This is a genomic window from Truepera radiovictrix DSM 17093 (genome assembly GCF_000092425.1).
Classification (GTDB): domain Bacteria; phylum Deinococcota; class Deinococci; order Deinococcales; family Trueperaceae; genus Truepera; species Truepera radiovictrix.
The window spans coordinates 1,620,949-1,640,005 of record NC_014221.1 but is presented as its reverse complement, the minus strand read 5'-3'; the positions used below and the strand labels follow the sequence as shown (position 1 = coordinate 1,640,005).

Annotated in this window: 17 protein-coding genes and 1 pseudogene; 4 read left to right on the top strand and 14 right to left on the bottom strand. The window is 69.8% G+C overall.

Going from position 1 to position 19,057, the window contains the following annotated elements; translation table 11 throughout:
* Positions 1–193 precede the first annotated feature (193 nt).
* Positions 194–1,234: an ABC transporter ATP-binding protein gene (locus tag TRAD_RS07595; protein WP_013178020.1), complete on the top strand. Its 1,041-nt coding sequence runs from the start codon at positions 194–196 to the stop codon at positions 1,232–1,234.
* 184 nt (positions 1,235–1,418) lie between these two features.
* Here the strand turns inward: TRAD_RS07595 and TRAD_RS15695 are convergent.
* From TRAD_RS15695 to TRAD_RS07565, 7 genes and pseudogenes are all read right to left on the bottom strand, one after another.
* Positions 1,419–2,179: pseudogene (locus TRAD_RS15695) on the bottom strand (IS5 family transposase).
* Between the two features lie 151 nt (positions 2,180–2,330).
* Positions 2,331–3,206 carry a carbohydrate ABC transporter permease gene (locus TRAD_RS07590; RefSeq protein ID WP_013178019.1) on the bottom strand — a complete coding sequence of 292 codons (876 nt, stop codon included), beginning with the start codon at positions 3,204–3,206 and terminating at the stop codon, positions 2,331–2,333.
* Positions 3,206–4,132: a carbohydrate ABC transporter permease gene (locus TRAD_RS07585; protein ID WP_013178018.1), complete on the bottom strand. Its 927-nt coding sequence runs from the start codon at positions 4,130–4,132 to the stop codon at positions 3,206–3,208. The genes TRAD_RS07590 and TRAD_RS07585 overlap by 1 nt, the downstream gene beginning before the upstream one ends.
* A 3-nt stretch (positions 4,133–4,135) precedes the next feature.
* Complete coding sequence (locus tag TRAD_RS07580; protein WP_013178017.1) at positions 4,136–5,389, bottom strand: ABC transporter substrate-binding protein; 1,254 nt, start codon at positions 5,387–5,389, stop codon at positions 4,136–4,138.
* 166 nt (positions 5,390–5,555) lie between these two features.
* Positions 5,556–6,260 (bottom strand): hypothetical protein, encoded by a 705-nt coding sequence (locus TRAD_RS07575; protein WP_148221201.1) that lies wholly within the window; start codon positions 6,258–6,260, stop codon positions 5,556–5,558.
* A gap of 7 nt (positions 6,261–6,267) precedes the next feature.
* Positions 6,268–7,791 (bottom strand): 5-oxoprolinase subunit B/C family protein, encoded by a 1,524-nt coding sequence (locus TRAD_RS07570; protein WP_013178015.1) that lies wholly within the window; start codon positions 7,789–7,791, stop codon positions 6,268–6,270.
* 8 nt (positions 7,792–7,799) lie between these two features.
* Positions 7,800–8,564, bottom strand: a complete 765-nt coding sequence (locus TRAD_RS07565) for a 5-oxoprolinase subunit PxpA (RefSeq protein ID WP_013178014.1) — start codon at positions 8,562–8,564, stop codon at positions 7,800–7,802.
* A 785-nt stretch (positions 8,565–9,349) separates the two neighbouring features.
* Between TRAD_RS07565 and TRAD_RS07560 the strand changes: the two genes are divergently transcribed.
* The gene (locus tag TRAD_RS07560; RefSeq protein WP_013178013.1) at positions 9,350–10,702 is read left to right on the top strand and encodes a site-specific integrase; all 1,353 of its coding nucleotides are present in this window, start codon (positions 9,350–9,352) and stop codon (positions 10,700–10,702) included.
* Between the two features lie 4 nt (positions 10,703–10,706).
* Here the strand turns inward: TRAD_RS07560 and TRAD_RS07555 are convergent, their stop codons facing one another.
* Complete coding sequence (locus TRAD_RS07555; RefSeq protein WP_013178012.1) at positions 10,707–13,046, bottom strand: putative bifunctional diguanylate cyclase/phosphodiesterase; 2,340 nt, start codon at positions 13,044–13,046, stop codon at positions 10,707–10,709.
* Positions 13,047–13,081: 35 nt separating this feature from the next.
* Positions 13,082–14,551 (bottom strand): decarboxylating NADP(+)-dependent phosphogluconate dehydrogenase, encoded by a 1,470-nt coding sequence (gene gnd / locus TRAD_RS07550; RefSeq protein WP_013178011.1) that lies wholly within the window; start codon positions 14,549–14,551, stop codon positions 13,082–13,084.
* A 141-nt stretch (positions 14,552–14,692) separates the two neighbouring features.
* On the opposite strand from gnd, the gene TRAD_RS07545 reads away from it, so the two are divergent.
* Complete coding sequence (locus TRAD_RS07545) at positions 14,693–15,328, top strand: 3'-5' exonuclease (protein WP_083770756.1); 636 nt, start codon at positions 14,693–14,695, stop codon at positions 15,326–15,328.
* Positions 15,329–15,359: 31 nt separating this feature from the next.
* Here the strand turns inward: TRAD_RS07545 and TRAD_RS07540 are convergent, their stop codons facing one another.
* The 3 genes from TRAD_RS07540 to TRAD_RS07530 all read right to left on the bottom strand — a co-directional run bounded on the left by TRAD_RS07540 (position 15,360) and on the right by TRAD_RS07530 (position 16,955).
* Positions 15,360–15,659, bottom strand: coding sequence for a hypothetical protein (locus TRAD_RS07540; RefSeq protein WP_041947191.1), 300 nt, complete (start codon positions 15,657–15,659; stop codon positions 15,360–15,362).
* 138 nt (positions 15,660–15,797) lie between these two features.
* Positions 15,798–16,736 carry a CHAD domain-containing protein gene (locus tag TRAD_RS07535; RefSeq protein ID WP_013178009.1) on the bottom strand — a complete coding sequence of 313 codons (939 nt, stop codon included), beginning with the start codon at positions 16,734–16,736 and terminating at the stop codon, positions 15,798–15,800.
* Between the two features lie 6 nt (positions 16,737–16,742).
* Positions 16,743–16,955 carry a hypothetical protein gene (locus tag TRAD_RS07530; RefSeq protein ID WP_013178008.1) on the bottom strand — a complete coding sequence of 71 codons (213 nt, stop codon included), beginning with the start codon at positions 16,953–16,955 and terminating at the stop codon, positions 16,743–16,745.
* Between the two features lie 239 nt (positions 16,956–17,194).
* Here TRAD_RS07530 and TRAD_RS07525 point away from each other — a divergent pair, with 239 nt between their 5' ends.
* Positions 17,195–17,407, top strand: a complete 213-nt coding sequence (locus TRAD_RS07525) for a hypothetical protein (protein ID WP_013178007.1) — start codon at positions 17,195–17,197, stop codon at positions 17,405–17,407.
* 1 nt (position 17,408) lies between these two features.
* On the opposite strand, the gene TRAD_RS07520 is transcribed toward TRAD_RS07525, so the two are convergent.
* Together TRAD_RS07520 and TRAD_RS15200 are read right to left on the bottom strand one after the other, a co-directional pair.
* Positions 17,409–18,290: an acyltransferase gene (locus TRAD_RS07520; RefSeq protein ID WP_013178006.1), complete on the bottom strand. Its 882-nt coding sequence runs from the start codon at positions 18,288–18,290 to the stop codon at positions 17,409–17,411.
* 107 nt (positions 18,291–18,397) lie between these two features.
* Complete coding sequence (locus TRAD_RS15200) at positions 18,398–19,045, bottom strand: hypothetical protein (RefSeq protein ID WP_013178005.1); 648 nt, start codon at positions 19,043–19,045, stop codon at positions 18,398–18,400.
* Between the last annotated feature and the right edge of the window lie 12 nt (positions 19,046–19,057).

The following is a 19,057-nucleotide window of genomic DNA, read 5'->3' as shown; positions in this document are numbered from 1 at the left end:
CACCGTGCGGTGCGGCGTGTTATCAGATCTGCCAATACCCGAGTAGAAAGGTCGGATATTGGGCACCTGGACTCTAGCAGCCGTTCCCTCGGGGTGTCAACCCCTCTTGCGCCGACGAAGTGGCGAGAAGCCGCTGCAGCACGCATCTTTAAAACTGCAGCAAAACACTCGGATATCTGGTAGACTGCCCCCCATGGAAGCGCCCGTGCTCGCCGTCCGCCACCTCTCCAAGCGTTACAGCGCCTCCCAACCGCCCGCTCTGCACCGCGTCGACCTCGAGGTCGCGCGGGGGGAACTCGTCGCGCTCCTGGGACCCTCGGGGTGCGGTAAGACGACCCTGCTGCGGCTGCTCGCGGGTTTCGAGGTGCCCGACGAGGGGGAGGTCGCGGTCGCTGGAACGGTCGTGGCGACGCCCGAGCGCCAGCTCCCCCCCGAAGCGCGGCGCCTCGGGGTGGTGTTTCAGGACTACGCCCTGTTTCCCCACCTCAGCGTGTTGCACAACGTGGCTTTCGGTCTCCGCGCACTCCCGCGGCGGCAGCGCCGGGCGCGCGTGGAGGAGGTGCTGGCGCTCGTCGGCCTGCAGGACTTCGGCCACCGCTACCCACACCAGCTCTCCGGCGGGCAGCAGCAGCGCGTGGCCCTAGCGCGCGCGCTCGCCCCGGAGCCCGAGGTGCTCCTGTTAGACGAGCCCTTTAGCAACCTCGACGCCGCGCTGCGCGAGGAGACCCGGGGCGAGGTGCGCCGCATCCTCAAAGCGAGCGGCGCTAGCGCGCTGCTGGTGACCCACGACCAGGAGGAGGCGATGACGTTTGCCGAGCGCCTAGCGATCATGCGCCAGGGGCGCTTGGAGCAGATGGGCGCGCCCGAAGCGGTCTACCGCGCCCCGCGCAACGCCTTCGTGGCGAGCTTTCTGGGGGCGACGAACCTGCTGCAGGGGATCGCCGAGGGCAGCGTGGCGCACACGCCGGTCGGGCCGCTCGAGCTTTCGCGCCCGGCCCAAGGGCCCGTACTGCTCTCGTTGCGCCCCGAATGCCTCCAGTTTTGTGCCCGCGGCGCCCCCGTGCGGGTCTTGAGCCGCGCCTTTAAGGGCCACGACCTCACCTACACGTGCCAACTCGTCGGCGCCCAAGAGCCGTGCGTGCTGACCGTCCACACGGGCCCGGTGTGCCCCTTACGCGAAGGGGACGTCGGTTACGTTGCAACCGCGGCGGAGGCGGTGGTGCTCGAAGCGTAGAAGACAAAATTTTCACGAGCAGGAGTGTCGTGAAATAAATCACTAAACCTACCTACCGTCGAGCCGCTCCCAACGCAGCAGCTACCCCATTTGAGGCAGGCGAGCCGGTCGCGAGCGCACACGACGTTGCCGACCTTGGCGAAGAAGACCAGGCTGACGAAGGTGTCTAGGTTCTGTTGACGTTTCACCGTAGCCAGATGAGGGTAGAGGCAAAATGGAGGAAACTGAGGTAATTGCGAGCGAGCTTGTCGAAGCGCGAGAAGCAACGTCTGTAGTGTTTCAGCTTGCCAATGAAACATTCGATGAGGTGGCGTTCTTTGTAAAGCTCCGGGTCATACGCGCTGGGGTCTTTGCGATTTGACCTGGGTGGAATAACCGCTTGTGCTCCGTTCTCGGCGATAGTGGTGCGGATGTGTTCGGCGTCGTAGCCTCTGTCGCCAAGAACGAAGTCGGCTTCGTACCCCGTCAGCAAGGCCTCAGCGTGAGGTGCCTCGTGCGCTTGACCTGCCGTGAGCAAGAGACGCAAAGGATTGCCCAAAGCATCGACGGTTACGTGAATCTTGCTGCTGAACCCACCTCTGCTGTAACCGAGGGCTTGCGCTTCTTGCCCCCTTTTACTTTGGGTGCGCCCGCAGCACAAGCATGTGCGCGAATCACTGAGCTGTCAATCATTACGCTTTCCATATCGGGGTCGGCGGCAAAATGCTCGAACATCTCATGCCAGACTCCCCGCTCGCTCCAGCGGTCAAAGCGTTTGTAGACGCTGTTCCAACTGCCATACTTCTCTGGCAACAAGCGCCACTGTGCGCCGCTGCGGTCCATCCACATCACAGCCTCGATAAAGCGTTTGCACTTACGCGCTTTGCCCACATGTACCCGAGGGTGCTCGCGTAGAAACTTGAGGATTTTTCGCCACTGGTCTTGCCTGAGTTCTACCGTGCTCATACCTATTTCTAGCATCTACGCTCGTTAAAGTGTCAACAGAACCTAGGTAGCGGAGGATCCGCCCGGGGGAGAGCTCGGTGTCGGGGGTCGGGGAGGCCACGCTTTTATGGTGCACCACCGGTACGCCGCGCAGGCGTCTGCAGCTACGCAGCTACCCCTTGAGCCCCGACATCACCACGCCCTTGACGTAAAAGCGCTGCAGCAACAAGAAGAGCACCACCAACGGGACGATAGAGACAGCGAGCGCGGCCTGCCGAAACGACTCCTGCGCGACCGTGTTGTAAGCCCCGCTCATCAGGAAAATCCCCACGGGCAGCGTCTGCAGCTGGGGGGCGGTGCGGGTTACCGTCACCGTCCAGATAAACTCGTTCCACTGGTAGATAAACGAGAAGATCCCCAAGGTCGCCAGGGCCGGTTTAACGAGGGGCAAGACGACGTGCGAAAAGATGCGCCACTCGGAGCAGCCGTCGATGCGGGCGGCGTCGAGAAGCTCGTCGGGGATCGTCACCATAAACTGCCGCATCAAAAAGATGCCGTACCAGGTGATCGTAAAGGGCAGGATCAGCGAGGCGTAGGTGCCCAGTAGCCCGTTGCCGCCCCCCCCGAAGAGGTCGTTGCCCCCCGCGAGCGGCCAGTAGCGGATCAGGAAAAACATGGGGATGAGAAAGAGGAAAAAGGGGAACATCTGCGCCGACAAGATGGTGCGAAAGAGGAGCGCGCGGCCGCGAAAGGTGTACTTGGCGAGCGCGAACCCCGCCGCCGCGCTCGTTAGGAGCTGGATCGCCGTCACGCTCACCGACACGATGAGGCTGTTGAGGTACCACCGCCCCATCGGCAACTCGCTAAAGACCCGCGCGTAGACCCCCCACTGCGGATCGCTCGGCCAGAACACGGGGGGGCGGGCGAAGCGCTCGGCGGGGGTGCGGAGCGCACCGACGAACATCTCCAAAAAGGGGAGCAGCATCAGGGCGGCGCCGAGCAGCAGCGCACCGTACTTGAGGGCCGCGACGAGGAGCCGACGGGCCATCAGTACGCCTCCACGCCGCCGCGCCGAAAGAGCCGGAGCTGCACGAGGGTGAGGAGGAAGATCACCACGAAGAGCAGAAACGACGCCGCCGACGCGCGCCCGAGGCGCAGGTCCTGAAAGGCCATCTGGTACATGTAAAGGGCGGTGACGTTCGTCGTCGGGCTGGGGTTGCCACCTGTAAGGACCAAGATGAGGGCGAAAGACCCCATCCCGGCGATAAAGCTCGTGACGCTGACAAAGAGCAGCGTGGGGCGCAACAGCGGCAGGGTCACGTGCCAAAAGCTCGCCCAGAGCCCCGCGCCGTCGGTCTGTGCGGCGTCGTAGTACGACCCGTCGATCCCCTCCAAACCGGCCGAGAAGAGCACCATGTTCTGCCCCAACCCCGCCCACACCGCGACGATGATGACCGCCGCCATGTCGAACCCCGGCGTGGTGAGCCAGTTGGGGCCGGTGATCCCCACCCACCCCAGCACCCGGTTAAAGAGCCCGAAGCGCCCGTCGAGGATAAACTGCCACAAGTAGGCGATAGCCACCACGTTGGTGACCATCGGCAGCCAGTAAAGGGCGCGCCAGAGAGCTTTGTAGCGGCTGCGGGTAAAGAGAAAGGCGAACCCCAGGGCGATGGGGATGCCTAAAAGCACCGTGCCGAAGGCGAACACCAGGGTGTTACGCAAGGTGGTGTAAAAGGCGGGGTCTTGGGTCAAGAGAAAGCGGTAGTTGAGCCCCCCCACCCAGCGCGGGGGAGAGAGGGCGTTCCAGCTCGTAAAGGTGAGGTACAAGGAGAAAAGGACCGGCAGGAGAAAGAACACCACGAAAAAGACGAGCGCGGGGAGCAAAAAGACGTAGGGCGCCCACGCCTTTTGCGGCAGGGCGGCGCGGCGCGCCCGCTGGGGTGCACCCCTTCGCTGGACGGACGGCGAGGCCACGGGCTAGTAGAACTCGGCGAGGATGGTGCTGATCTCCTGGTCAGCTTGGGTCAGCGCCGCCTCGGGACTCAGCTCGCCGCGCCAAGCGCGTTCGATATAGGTCTGCAAAATCGCCTGGATCTCGGCGGCTTGGATCACGTTGGGTTCGGTGACCGAACGCGCCAACGCTTCGACAAAAGGCGCGCTAAAAGCGTCGCCGAGCTCATCCTGGGCGGCCTCGATATCGGTGGTGTTGGCGGTTAGGGCCCCCAAGTCGACGAGCATCGCGCCCATGCACGACGTCTCTCCCGCCTCCTGAGCGGTGTTGAGCCACTCCAAAAAGCGCCACGCCTCGTCTTGGTTGGGGCTCCCCGCGTCGACCCCGTAGAAAAAGGCGTACTGCAGGCTGCGCCAAGCGTCGCCCATGGGGATAGGAGCGACGCCGACGGTCTCCTCGAAGGCCTCACCGAACGCCTCGCGGTGCCCGCCCTTCGTCCAGACCGCCTGGATCGTCATCGCCACGTCGCCCGCCTGAAACTCCGCGACGGGGAGGCTAAAGTCCGCGACGCCCGCCTCGAAGAGGCGGACTTGCTGCTCGAGCGCCTCGATCGCTTCGGGGGTGGTGAGGTTGGTGGCGGAGAAGTCCTCGGTAAAGAGGTCCACGCCCTTGGAGTAGAGCAGCGTCAGGTAGGGGTGGACGACGTTGGCCACGGTCGGCCCGAAGGCGAAACCTGCCCGCGTCAGGCGCCCCTGCGCGTCACGCTCGGTGGTGGCTTCGGCGATCTCCAGTAGTTCGTCCCAGGTGCTGGGGGGTGCGTCGTACCCCGCTTCTTGCAAGAGGCGCTTGTTGTACACCAGCAGGTAGTTCGAGACCTCCGTGGGGATCCCCCAGACTTGACCCTGGATGGTGACGGCGTCGACGGTGTTGGCCACGTAGTTGTCGCGGATAAACGCCAGCGTCTCCTCGGGTGGAGCGGCCAGGATGCCGTTATGTACGAGCTGCGCCGCCCAGATCGAGTACACGTGCAGGATGTCGGGCGTCTGCCCGCCGATGCGCGCGGTGAGGATCGTCTGCAGGTAGTCGCCGTAGGGGATCTGTTGGTGCACGATCTGCACGCCCGTCTCCTCGGTGTAGCGCGCGAAGCAGGGCTCTAACACCGCGACGTTTTCGGGGGGGTAGTGGGTCGCCACGGTCAGGGTCTGCGCGCCGGCGAGCGGCGCGAGCGCGGCCAAGGCGCCGAGTGAGGCGAAGCGGGCTCTGCGGCTGGGGTTCGGCATAGGCTCCCTTTCTCCAAGGCATCTCGCACCAGGCCACCCAAGCCGTGCGGCACCCCGTCTTGTCGAGCGTGTTTGGTGTGCGGCGCGTACCGTGTGCATGTGGGTCGCGTGGTGGGCCAAGTGTACCCGCTAAAGCGCGTGACAAACGGCTTTTAGCCCACGATTGCTAGGGGCGCAGCGCGGCAAGGCAGGCGCGCACCGCGTCCTGCGCGCGCGGCGACCACCAGAGCGTCGCCCCCGCGAAGGGGTGCGCCGCGCGCAGACACGCAAGCGCCTGCGCGCTCGGCACGCCGTTGGGGGCCGCCGGGTCGGCGGTGACCTGGACGTAGGTCCGGTCCAGGTGCGCGGCGCACTCGCGCGCCAGCTTCTCGAGCGCCGCGCCGAAGGTCCCCGCGCGGCAGTACGTCTGGGTCTGTACGAAGAGCGCGTCGCAGCGCTCGGCGAAGCGGCCGTAGTGCCAACCGTAGCGCCTCAAGTAGCCCTGCAGCAGCGCTCGGCCGGTCGGTTTGAAGACGAGCGGGTAGCCCTGGGCGAGGGCGCGTGCCTCCTGCAGGGCCCACAGCGTTCGCGGCGCCTCCCAGGAAAACTCCGGGACGTTGGCGAAGCCCGGTTCGTAGATGTAGACGAGCCCGGCGACCTTAAGCCCCGCGTCTGCGAGCGCGGCGAGGTGCGCGTGCCCGGCGGTCGCGGCGAGCAGGCGCTGCGGGGGGAGAGCGCGCAGCGCCGGCAGGGTCGCTTCCAGCCAGGGGAGCGAGAGCGGTTTGTCCACGTTGCCCGAGACCAGCATGAGGGTGTCCTCCGGGCGGAGGTAGGGCTCGAGCGGCCCCTGGAGCGCCGCCAAGCCGCGGTCGTTGAAGACGGGAAGCGTCACGCGCACGCTACGCCCCCCCTGCGAGGCGCCGAAAGCGGACCCGGTCCCCCGGCCGCAGCTGCCCCGCGCGCGCGAGGTCGGCGGGGTGGAGGACGGCCGGTTTGGCGTAGCCGCCCATCGTACCGCGGTCGGCGAGCAGGACGATGGGCTCACCCCCCGGCGGGACCTGCACCGCCCCGAGGGGGACCCCTTCGGAGCGCACCTCGCCCCCGGGGACGGGCGGGCCCCCGAGCTGCACCCCCATCCGGTCGGCGCGCACCACGGTAAACGCCCCCGCCGTGAGGGCGGCGAGCGCCTCGCCGCTCGCCTGCGGCCCCGGCAGCACCCGCAGGGTCGTGTCCGGCCCCGGTTCACCGTGGGGGACGAAGCTCCGGCCCGGCCGGACGGGCGCGCTGCGCGCGGTGCCGAGCACGTCGCCGGCGCGCAGCGCGCGGCCGATCCGCCCCTTGAGGTCGACCGCCGCGCTCCCCAGAAAGCGCCCGCTCTCGACGCCGCCGGCCAGGGCGAGGTACCCCCGGCAACCGCGGGGGGTCGGCGCGAAGGCGAGCCGGTCGCCTTCGCGCACCGCGAAGCTCGTAAAGGGCGGCATCGGTTCGCCGTTGCGAAGCGGCCGCAGACCGTACCCCGCGAACGCGAGCACCCCCGCGGCGAGCGCCTCGTAGAGGCCGCCGCGCGCGTTCAGCTCGAGGAGCGCTGCCCCCGGCGGGTTGCCGACCAAGCGGTTGGCGAGCGCCGCCGAACGCGCGTCCAGGGGGCCGCTGCGGGCGAAGCCGTAACGCCCCGCCCAAAAGCGCCCCGCGTCCACGACGAGGTCGAGGAGGCCGGGCTCGAGCACCCGCAAAAGTGGCCGCTCCGGCCCCTCCGGGAGGAGCTCGAGCGGCCGCTCGTCCAAGCCCGTGTGGTGGGGCGGGATCGGTGAGGGGCGAAAGCGCACCGTGTCGCCCGCCGCGAGCCGCAGCGGCTCGCGCGCGTGCGGGTCGTAGACCGGCTCCAGGGTGCGCCCCAGGAGGTGCCACCCGCCCGGCGACGCGACGGGGTAGACGGTCGTCTGGGCGCCCGCGATGGCGACGCTCCCCGCCGCTACGCGGCCTCGCGGCTTCGGGCGGCGCGGGAGCTGCAGCTGGGGGTCGACCTCGCCCATAAAGGCGAGGCCCGGCGTAAACCCCACCGCGTAGACGTAGTAGGCGCGGCCTGCGTGCCGCGCGACGACCTCGTCCACCGTGAGCCCGGTGCGCTCGGCGACGCTCGCGAGGTCGGGGCCGTCGTAGTGGACCGCTAGCTCCACGGTGCGGCTGGGAGGTGGGGGAGAGACGCGCTCGCCGCGCTCTAACCACGCCCGCACCCGCTGCGCGCTCACCCGCGTGGCGTCGAACTCCACGTAGAGCGACGCGTAGGCGGGGATGAGGTCCGTAACCCCCGCCAGGGGCGCCTCGAGGAGGGCTCGAGCGAGTCCCTGCACGGCGGCACTGACCGCGCGGTCGGGCGGGTCCGTAGGGCTGGCGAAGCGCTTGTAGAGCCCGTAAAGCGCCATCACGCCAGCTAAAAGGCGGCGACCTGCACGCCCGCCGCCGCTAGCGCGCGGCGCACCGCGCGCGCGTTCTCGACCGCGCGCGGGTGATCGCCGTGCAGGCAGAGCGTCCCCGCCTCCAGCGCCACCGTGTCCCCCTCGAGCGTGGTGACGCTCCCCGCAGCCATCTGCACCGCGCGCTCGGCGACCCTCTCGGGGTCATGGAGCACCGCTCCGGCGAGCGCGCGCGGGGCGAGGCGGCCGCCGGCGACGTACGCGCGGTCGGGGAAGGCCTCGAAGACCACCCTGAGCCCCCGCCCCCGCGCGACGCGCGCCGCCTCCGCACCGCCCGCTCCGGCGAGCAAGACGAGCGGCAAGGACGCGTCGAAGTCGCCCACGGCCGCCGCGACCGCCTCGGCGATAGCGGGGTCGGCGTGCAGCTTGAGGTAGAGCGCACCGTGCGCCTTAACGTGGTGCAGCTTGGCGCCGTGGGGCCGCAAAAAGGCCTCGAGCGCCCCCAGCTGGTAGAGCACGTCGGCGTAGACCTCTTCGGGGGTCGCGGCGAGGTCGCGGCGGCCGAAACCGACCCGGTCGGGAAAGCCGGGATGCGCGCCTATTTGCACCCCGTGCTCTCGGGCGAGCGCGACGCTGCGCCGGATCGTCAGGGGGTCACCCGCGTGAAAGCCACAGGCGAGGTTGGCCGACGTGAGCTGCGGCATCAGTGCCTCGTCCTGACCGAGTTGCCAGACCCCGAAGGCCTCGCCGAGGTCGGCGTTGAGGTCGACGCTAGAGGCCATACGTCACCATGATGCACCATGGTAGCAGGACCGCGACCCGCAGTCCGGGTCAGAAGGAACCCGTTCCCTCACGGGCACAGTAACGTGAAACAAATCACTTTCGCACCCTCAAAGAGAGCGGCCGAAGCACGCGGCGGCGCTGGCGCCAAAGGGGCACCCCCCTTGCTGGCAGCGATCGGGGGCGTGTAGAGCCGCACGACGCCCGAGACAACGTCGCAGCGACGTACGAAAGACAAGCTCGAGCTGCGCGCCCGCTCCCTCGTCCACCCCTGTGCACCCGCCGACGAGCGCCGCGCGTTGGGCCTCGAGGTGCATGCCACTGGCGCGCGGGGCCCGCAGGGTCGGCGCCCACCTACCGTGCGCGTTGGGGGTCACCGGGCCAGCGAGGCCCGCTCGAGGGGCCCTCGTAACACCCGTGCCCTCGTAACACCCGCCGACGCTCTAAGAGGCACCGGGGCAGCGCCTCGGTTTGCAGGTACCGCAGCCAGCGGCGCCTCGAGCCGGTGGCGAGCGCCCCCTGGCTCCTGGACCACTGACCCCTGACGACCGACGACGGGGTGCTCACAGGGTGTTACCTCGAGCTTGCGCTCGGGGTGCGGGTACCCATACACTCAGCACACCTCAGCGTAGGGCGTGCGACGGCCTGTAGGCTTGTCAACACCCCCACCTAAGGCTGATTAGGTGGGTAGGTGTTGACAAATCCGACAAACCCGCTTACCGTAGACGCAGCGCCGAGAAAGCGACAGCGTTTAGGGTCAGGGCGCGCCTAGGGAGCGAGGGTCACCGTGGCACCAAGAGCACGACCGCCGAACGACGTTCGAGAGATCTACGCCACCCTCTTTGGCGAGGGCGTCCCCAGTCTCAGGGAGCTGCGGGCGACGCCGACCCGCTTGGCGGCCCTTGAGGCTCTCCTCAGCGCGTTGAACGTCGCCGTGCCCCCGCGCCACGGCGACGTTCTGGCGCGGCTCCTCGGACTCGGCGGCGCCAAAGAGGCGACGCTCGCCCAGCTCAGCCTCGAGCTCGGCGTCAGCCGTGAGCGCGTCCGGAAAATGGCGCAACAGGCGCTGGGGGCCCTTGAACGCGCCGCGCGCGCTGCGAGCACCACCGCCGATACCCCGAGCGGTGAGGCGCTCGAGCGCTACCGCGGCGACGCGCTCGAGCAGGCGATCTCATGGGCCTCGCTGCCCCCCGACGAGCTCAAACGGCGCGCCATGAGCGCCGCCGCCGAACGCGACGCCGACGCGCTCTGGGCGCTCACCGACGCCTACTTGACGCTGCACGGCGCCAAGGGGTCGGCGCTCAGCGCGCGCACCCGCGAGAGCTACCGGCGCGGCGTGCGCGACCTCGTGGAGGACTGGGGGGGCGAAAACCTCCTGCGGCCGAGCCGCGACGCGGGGGTGATCTGGGTGCGGCGCCTCGAGCAGCGCACGCTGCGCGACCGGCAGACCGGCGAACCGGTCTTGGGCCCCCGCACGGGGACCCCCAAGCGGCTTAGCCCGGCGACGGTGCAGGCCAAACTCGCCGCCGCGCGCGCCCTCTACCGGGCGCTCCGCTGGTCGGGGGCGACGACGGCGACCCCTTTCGATAACGTCAAAGCGGCCAAAGACCCGGTGCCCGCTTGGGAAAAGCGGGGGGCGTACACCCCCGAGGAGGTCGAGGCCCTTTTGGGGGTCGCCGAGGGGCCGGACAGGGTGATGGTGCTTTTGGGGGCGCACGCGGGGCTGCGCATCGCCGAGATGGCCGCCCTGCGCTGGTCGGACATCGACTGGCGCGCCAAGGAGCTCGTCGTGCGCCGCGGCAAGGGCGGCAAAACGGCCCGCGTCGCGATGACGCGGCGCCTACGCGAAGCGCTACGTGAAACCCGGCTCGCGGGCGACCCCGCGGCGCAGGGTTACGTCCTCCCCTTTCGCGCCTACCGCGCCCGCGAGCGCTTCCAGCGCCTCTGCCTGCGGGCTGGGGTGGTGTACGAGGGGCGCGAGGTGCACGGCCTGCGCCACGGGGCGGGGACGCGCGTCTACGGGCAGTTTCGAGACCTCGGCCGGGTCGCGCAACACCTACGCCAGGCGAGCGTCGACACCGCGCGGCGCTACGCGAAGATGGCCGACAAGGTCGTCGGCGAGGGGATCGAGGACTGGTAAGCGGCTACGCGTCGGGGACTGGCGCCGCGCCTGCACCGGCGACCTCACGAAGTGGCGCGGGGGAGCCGACGAAAAACCCCTGCACCTCGTCGACCCCGAGCGCCGTGAGCATGCCGAGCTGCGCCGCCGACTCCACCCCCTCGGCCACCACACTCAACCCCAACTCGTGCCCGAGCGCGACGACCGCGCGGATCACCGCGAGCGCGGTCCGTTGGGTGCGCGGGGCGCCCTCGCGCACGCGTGGCGCAGCGAGGTTCGGCGCTGCGAGGTCGGCGACGAACGCGCGGTCGATCTTGAGGGTGTCGAGGGGGAGGTGGCGCAAGTAGGCGAGTGAGGAGTACCCGCGTCCGAAGTCGTCGAGCGCGACCCGGAGCCCCGGGAGCTGCGCCTTAAGCTGACGCAGCTGTTGCGCCGCCCTGTCGAGGTCGTGCATCAACAGGTCTTCGGTGACCTCGAGCTCGAGCCGCGCGGGATCGACCCCGTAACGTCCCGCCAGCTCCCCGAGCCCCGCGGCGACGTCGCCGCGCCGGAACGAGGCCGCCGAGAGGTTGCACGAGAGCCGGTACGGGAGCCCCAGCCGCTGCCAGCGGCTGAGGTGCACCAAGGCCTGCTCGAAAACCCACGCGTCGAGGGAGGCCATAAGACCCCCCCTCTCGGCGACCTCCAAAAAGCACCCCGGCAAGAGCAGGCCGCGTTCGGGGTGGGGCCAGCGCACCAGCGCCTCGAAGGCGGCCACCGCCCCCGTGCGGAGGGCAAACCGCGGTTGCGCGAAGAGCTCGAGCGCGCCTACGGCGAGCGCTTCGCGCAGCGCGACCTCGAGGGTGAGCCGCGTCTCCAGGGTCTCGGTCATCGCCTGCTGGTAGCGGTGAAAGCTCGCCCGAGCGTCCCCTTTCGCCGCGTAGAGGGCGCTGTCGGCCGCGCGCAGGAGCGTCTCGGCGTCCTGGGCGTCGCAGGGGTAGAGGCTGACGCCGACGCTCGCGCGCATCTCGAAGGTGTGCTCCTGCACCTTGAAGGGGGGGCGGAGCGCCTCGAGCACCCGTTGCGCGCACGCGGGGGCGTCCTCGGCGGCCGCTAAGGGGGCGATGATGACGAACTCGTCGCCCCCGAGGCGCGCCACCGTGTCGAGCGCGCGCACCGCCGCGCGGAGGCGCCTGGCGACCTCCTGCAGCAGCCTGTCGCCGGTGGCGTGGCCGAGGGCGTCGTTGACGCGTTTAAAGTCGTCGAGGTCCAAAAGCAGCGCGGCGACGACGCCGCTGGTGCGCTGGGCGTGCGCGAGGGTCTGCTCGAGGCGCTCGTGCATCAGGGCGCGGTTGGGGAGCCCCGTCAGCGGGTCGTGCCGCGCTTGGTGTTGCAACCGCTGCTGCAGGCGCTCGCGCGTCAGCGCGAGGCTCGCGAGCTGCGCCGCTTCGCGCAGGTCGCGTAAGCGCTCCTCGGTGATGCCGGCGACCTCGCGGCTGTAGAGGTGAAACGTCCCCAGCACCTCCCCCTCGTCGCTCACGATGGGGTCGGCGCAGACCGCGTGCAGGCCGTGCTGCAGGGCCGCAAAGCGGAAAGGGTGCCACAAGGGGTCTGAGCGGACGTCGGCCGTTAACACCCGCTCGCCGCGCGCCGCCGCCGCCAGAGCGCCGACGCGCGGGGTTATCGGCAACGCCTCGAGCGCCCTCGCCAAGGTGTTCGGCAGGCTCGGGGCGACCTCGAGCAGCAGCCTGCCTCCCTCGAGCCGCGACACCGACGCCCACAGACCCGGCTGCGCCGCTTCGAGCGCGCGGGTGAGGTGCAGCAGCACCGCCGGCAGGGGGGCGCCGCGCGCGATCAGCTCGAGCACCTCGGCCCTTGGGGGGTTTGCCGGTCGGGCGCGGCGCTTCGGCCCGGGGCGCTCGAGGGCCGCCGTAGCCGCGGCGGCGAGCGCCTCCAAGAGTGCGAAGAGGTCGCCGCCCAGGTCGCTCGCGTCGCGCGGCGCCCGGTCCATCAGCGACAGCGCGCCCACGAGCTGCCCCGCAGGGGTGCGCAGGGGCGCTCCCGCGTAGAAGCGCACCCCCAACGCGCCCACGAGCGGCGACGCGGCCCAGTCCGGGGAGCTGCTGACGTCCCCTACGACGAGCGGGGCGGGGTGCAAGAAGGCGTCCAGGCGGGGCGCTGTAAACCCCGCCGGCAACCCGAGTGCCACCGGAAAGGCGACCTGCGCGGCGTCGACCAGCCCTACGGCGGCGATCGGGGTGCCCAGCGCGTGTGCTCCGAGGGCCAGCAGAGGCTTGTAGAGCCCGACCGGCACGCCCCCCGCCGCGCGCAGCCGGGCGAGCGCGGCGAGGCGCGCGCGCTCGGGGGCGGCAGCGGGGCGGGGCATGCCGTTAGCCTAGCAGGTGCCGGCTCACAAAACGCTTACGCGCCCCCGCCGTCCGACGTCCCCCCGCCCTGCCCCAGCCAATCGGCGTGGTAGAAGGTGCCCCGCGGGCCGTCGACGCGCTCGAAGGTGTGGGCCCCGAAAAAGTCGCGCTGGGCTTGGAGCAAGTTGGCTGGCCCCGTGGCGCGCCGCAGACCGTCGAAAAAAGCCAGCGCGGCACCGAAGGCGGGGAGCGGCACCCCGTGCTGCACGCCGAAAGCGACCGTGCGCCGCCACGCGCCCTGCGCGCGCGTCACGGCGTCGCGGAAGTAGGGGGCGAGGAGCAGATTGGGCAGCTCGGGGTCGGCGTCGTAGGCGGCTTTGATGTGGTCTAAAAACGCCGAGCGGATGATGCAGCCGCCGCGCCACATCTGCGCCACGCCGCCGTAGTTGAGCGACCAACCGTAGGTCTTCGCGGCGGCGCGCAGGAGCATGTAGCCCTGCGCGTACGAGGTGATCTTGGCGGCGTAGAGCGCCGCCTCGAGGTCGGCGAGCACCGCCTCGCGCTCCGGCGCGGCGCTCGGCGCCGGCCCCGTGAGGTGCGCTGCGGCGGCGACGCGCTCGCTCTTAAGCGCCGAGAGCGAGCGGGCGAACACCGCCTCGGCGATCAGCGTGAGCGGCACCCCCTCCTCGAGCGCGGCGACGACCGTCCAGCGACCCGTGCCCTTTTGCCCCGCGACGTCGAGGATGTTTTCGACCAAAGGGGTGCCGTCGCGGTCTCTAACCCGGAAGATGGTCGCGGTGATGTCGATCAGGTACGAGTTGAGCGGCCCCTCGTTCCACCGCGCGAAGGTCTCGGCGAGCTCATCGGCGTTCATGCCGAGAACGCTCCTCATCAGGTCGTAGGCTTCGCCGATGAGCTGCATGTCGCCGTACTCGATCCCGTTGTGGACCATCTTGACGAAGTGGCCCGCGCCGTCCTCGCCGACGTAGTCGCAGCAAGGCGCGCCCCCGACGTGCGCGGCGACGCGCTGCAAGATGGGGCGGACGAGCTCCCAGGCCTCGCGCGAACCGCCCGGCATGATCGAGGGGCCGTGGCGCGCCCCCTCCTCGCCGCCGGAGATGCCGACGCCGAGGAAGTGAATCCCCCGTTCGCGCAGGTCGCGTTCCCGACGGCGGGTGTCTAGAAAGTTCGAGTTGCCCCCGTCGATGATGACGTCGCCGGGCTCGAGGAGCGGCAGGAGCGCCCCGATGACCGCGTCGACCCCGCGGCCCGCCTCGACCATCAGCATGACCTTGCGGGGGCGCTCGAGCGCGCCGACAAAGTCCTCCAGCCGCTCGTAGCCGACGACGCTGCGTCCCTTGGCCTCGCCCTCGAGAAAGTCCGTCATCCGCTGCGTGGTGCGGTTAAAGACGGCGACCGTGTAGCCGTGGTCGGCGAGGTTGAGGACCAAGTTGCGCCCCATCACGGCGAGTCCGATCAGTCCGAGCTCGGCTTGTGGGGGCGTTTCGGGGGTAGGTGGGCACATAACGTCCTCCAGATGGCGCTCGGGGCGCATGGCCAAGAGTCTACCCCGAACGCTCGCCCCGCGAGCGCCGCGGGTGTCGGCGGGAAACTCCCGCAGCGAACGAAAGACGTGCGAGAAGGGCCCTGGGCGCTATAGTAAAGGGTGCTCCCTGACACGCCGCATCTCCCCTGCCCGCGCTGCGGCCGCCCGCTCCGCCACGCCCGCTGCGGCTGCACCCCCCCATCACCCGAGCAGCGCCGCGCGTTGGCGGCGATCGCCGCCCTTTTGGCGCGCGACGACGTCCTCATCCTCGACACCGAGACGACCGGCCTCAAAAGCGCCGAGGTGATCGAACTTGCCCTGCTGAGCACCCGCGGCGAGGTGCTGCTCGACACCCTCGTGCGGCCCAAGGTGATGCGGCTCAACCCTTACGCCGCGCGCGTTCACCGGATCACGCTCGCCGAGCTCGCCGACCGACCGACCTGGCCCGAGGTGCTCCCCGAACTGCGGCGCCTCGCCGAGCGGGCGACCGTTCTGGCCTGGAACGCGCCCTTCGACGCGCGGATGCTCGAGGCGACGAGCGCCGCCTGGGGTCTTCCCCACCCGCGGCTCCTTTTCGCCTGCGCCATGCGGCTCTACGCGCGCGCGCGCGGGCGGCGGAGCTACGGCCTGCACCGCGCTCTTGCCGACGAGGGGCTCTCGGAGCTGCTGGAATGTTACGCGAGCCACCGCGCCCGCGGCGACGTGCAGTTCGTCCTCGAGGTGCTGCGCGCCGCCCTCCGGACACCGCAGCGCTAGCCCCCGGGGCGGCGTGAGCGCCCCCCGTGGCCTAGCTCTGCAGGGGTGGGGTCGGCCCGTGACGCAGCGCGCTGCGAGGCGCCGTCTCGCCGCGGGCGTCGAGGTAGAGCCGAAACGCGGCTAGCAAAAAGACGTCCGAGTGAGCCGAAAGGCTGCTGAGGTGCGCGGCGAGGTAGTCCTCTGGCTGGTCGCTAAAACGCGCGATCGCGACGCCGTCACAGACGAAGAGGTCGGCGCTCTTGCCGTTGAGGCTCATGTGACCGAGGCAGTGGCAGCGGTCGCAGAGGTGCCGGTAACGGGGGCTGACGTGGTGAGGGCCGGGGAGTGACATGGGTTCCTCCAGCTGCAGCCTAAGCGGGGCGGGGGGAAGAGAGTGCGTGATGGCGCGGGTTTGGTGGGGAAAAAGTGAAAACTTTCACGACACCACTGCTCGTGAAATGATTCTTTGCTGAAATGATTCTTTGCGAGGTCACCCGTCACGCATCACCTCGTAGAGCGCCGCCAGCCGCCGCGCAAAGGCCTCGGGGGGCTCCGCGTAGAGCCGCTTGCCGAGGGGCGCTGCGGCGCTGCGAAGCGCGCTCATCTGAGCGGCGCCCGCGGTGACCAACGCCCGCACCGCCTCCTCGCCGCCGAAACGCTCGGGATCGGCGGCGAGAAAACGCAGCAAGACGGCGAGGTCGTTGTCGCGGCCCAGGAGCTCCCCGAGCGCCTCCGCCTCGGCGGCGTACGCGCCCATCACCGGTGGCCAGAGCGGGTGCAGGAGCCGCAGGTGATACCACAGGCGCTTAACCGCCTTGCGCCAGGTGTGAAAGCGCTCGTCCGTCAGGTCGCCCTGCCTTTCGCCGTACGCGCTCGCCATTGCCCGCCGCCCCTCACGGTAGCCGCGCCGAAGGCGCGCGCCAACCCCCTCCCAGCGGTCGGCGAGGGGCCAGGTAGCGACCTCGGCCTGGACGCTGCAGACACCCGCCAGGGCGCTCTCCAGACGCTGGCGCGTGGACACTGGGTCGAAGGCCACGCGCTGGTGCTGCTTGAGCGCGCGCCTAACGGCGCGCTGGGCGCGTTCGGGGGGCTGGGGAGCAGCGTCGGCAGCGACGAGCGCCGCCAGCGTCTTAAGCATCACCCCGGCGTCGCGCAGCGCCGAGAGCGCGCGCCCCGCCTCGCGCAAGCGCCCGTTGAGGCGTTTTGCGGGCGCCCGGCCGAGGTCGTCGCGGACGAGGTAGACGAGGGCGCGGAGTTTTTTCAGGCGCTTGCGGGCGTCGTGGATCGGGGCGTCGCGGTCCGCGTCCGCTCCGTCGGGTAGCGAGCGCAGCGCCGCCTCTAATGACGCCCGCGCCCCCGCGAGCTCCGCCGCCGCGACGCGCCGGAGACCCTCGGAGAGGGGTTCGTGGGGTTCGAGGCGGTACGCCACGGCAGCCTAACCGAGCGCTTCGATCTTTTTTGAGAGCGCCGCGAGCACCTTGAGGGTCTCTTGGCGCAGCTGCCGCGCCTCGATCTGCAGCTCGCGCGCGCTGAGGACGTTCGGCGTCCCCTCCCCCACCCGCAGCTGCTGCATCAGCTCCTCGTGACGTTCGCTCAGCTCGGCCAGGTGCGCCAGTTCGGTCGGCTTGATGAGTGCAAAGTGCGGCATAACCGTATTGTAGACCGGTGCTTGGAGGTCGTGACGTGGCTCCATGCTAAAAAGAAACTTTTCACAATACCCTTGCTCGTGAAATTTGTATCCCCTTGAGCTCGGTGACGATGGCGGGCGAAGCGCCTTCTTTCGAGGACAAAAGTATCTATGTACACGCCTAGAGGCGTGTGCTAGAGTCCAAATAATCCTCTTCGAGACCGCCGCGGTGTAGACCACGCTAGGGGGGGCCTTTCGTCATGCGCAGCAGAGCACTGAATTTCGCCTTTAACCGGGCGCTCATCGACCCGCAGTATCGCGCTCGCCTCTTTCGCGACTTGCGGCGCACCCTGCTCGAGGCGGGGGTGCCGGAGGCCGAGATCGCAGCGTTGGCGCGCCTCGAACCGCGCTCCCTCGAGGCGCTCGCCGAAGCGCTCGAGACCCTCCACACGGGCGCCCCCACGGCGAAGTAGCCTACACCGAGGGCTCTTCGACCGGGTCGGCGGGCTCCTCGGTGCGGAAGTCGGGGTTGGCGCGCACGGGGGCCTTGCGCGCGTAGGTGCGCGCGTCGACGACGAGTGAGGCGAAGCGCGGGTCGCCCGCGCGCTCCTTCCAGACGCGCGCCTTGGCCGGGATCCCGAGGCCGATAACGTGCGGCTCGAGGTCGCGGGTGGCGAGCGCCATCGCCCCGACCATGCTGTCGTCCGAGAGCACGGTGCCCGCCAAAACGGTCGCGTGGTAAGCGACCCGCACCCCCTTGCCGATGACCGTCTCTTTAAGGGTCACGTCGGGGGACTCGAGCACGCTGTGGGTGTGCGAGTAGACGTTGACGAAGTCCGACAAGCTGACCCCGTCGTGCAAGGTCACCCCGCCGATATCGTCGATAAAGACGCCCCGGTGGATGGTGACGTCGTCGCCGACCCAGAGGTTGTAGCCGACGGAGACCTCGACGTTTTGAAAGATCTTGAGGTTTTTCCCCGCGTGGGCGAAGACGCGCGCAGCGAGCAGGGCGCGCAACCGGAGGCCGCTCTCGACCGACTGCCCGAAGGGTGTGAGGTCGAGGCTTTTCCAGAGCCAGAGCAGCGGTTTCACCCGCGCGAAGCGCTCGGGGTCGGTGACGACGTAGCGTTCGGCTTCGAAGGTCACGTTGCGCGGGTCGAGCGCAAACGCCGCCAGCGGGGCGCGCTCGGCGAGCTCGGTAAAGGGAGCGGCGTAGAGGACCTCGGCGAGGGTGTCGCGCACGACCTCGTTGCGGTCGAGAGCAGGATCGTCGAGCTTTTCGGTGAGCTCGCCGAGAAAACGCGAGAGCACCCGCTCCCCTTCGGGGGGGAGCGCGCGGGGGACGAGCCACGGCATGGCGCCTCCTTCGGATGACCTCGCCGCCTAGGGCGCGGGGCGCGGCGAGGGCTTTTGTCTTTACACCTTAGCGTTTCGCGTCGCGGCGCGCGCGTCGCGCAGCCGACTCAGCGCGCGAGCTGCACGCCGGTGATCCCGCTCGGCGCGACCGTCAGGACGGGGGGCGCACCCAAGACCTCGGCCGCGCGGGCGGTCAGAGCCGCCTCCGCAGGCGCCTGCTCGGGCGCGACGAGGAGCACCGCGCGCGCCGCGAGCCCCACCGACGCCGTCGCGGCGGTGCGGCTTAGGAGCGCCTCGACGGACCAATCCTCGGCCCAGAGGTTTTTTAGCGCGAGCAGCGCCGGGCGCCCTTTGAGGGCGACCTGCCCCGACTCCAAGGGACCGCCCGGGGGGGTCGCGCGCCGCAGGCGCAGCTGCGAAGGCAGCGGTGCGAGCCCCGCGTAAAAGGCGTCGATAAACTCGTCGAGCAGAAAGTGCGCTTTGATGAGGCGCTGCGCCTCCGGCGCGCGCTCCTCGAGGTCGTCTTCGTCGGGGTCGGTGAGGTCGAGGCCGGAGAAGAGCTTCAGGAGCTGCGCGGGGAGGTTGTTGAGGCGGTAAAACGCCTCCTCGGCGTCCGGCGAGAGCACGCGCAGCGGCGCGACGGGCAGCCCCGCACGCTGAAGCTGCGCGAGCGCCGAGAGCTCGGGCTCGAGGCCTTCGGGGAGCGCTGCGAGGCTGAAAAGCGGGTCCGGCGGGGCGGGCGGGCGGGGATCCATAAGGCTACTATA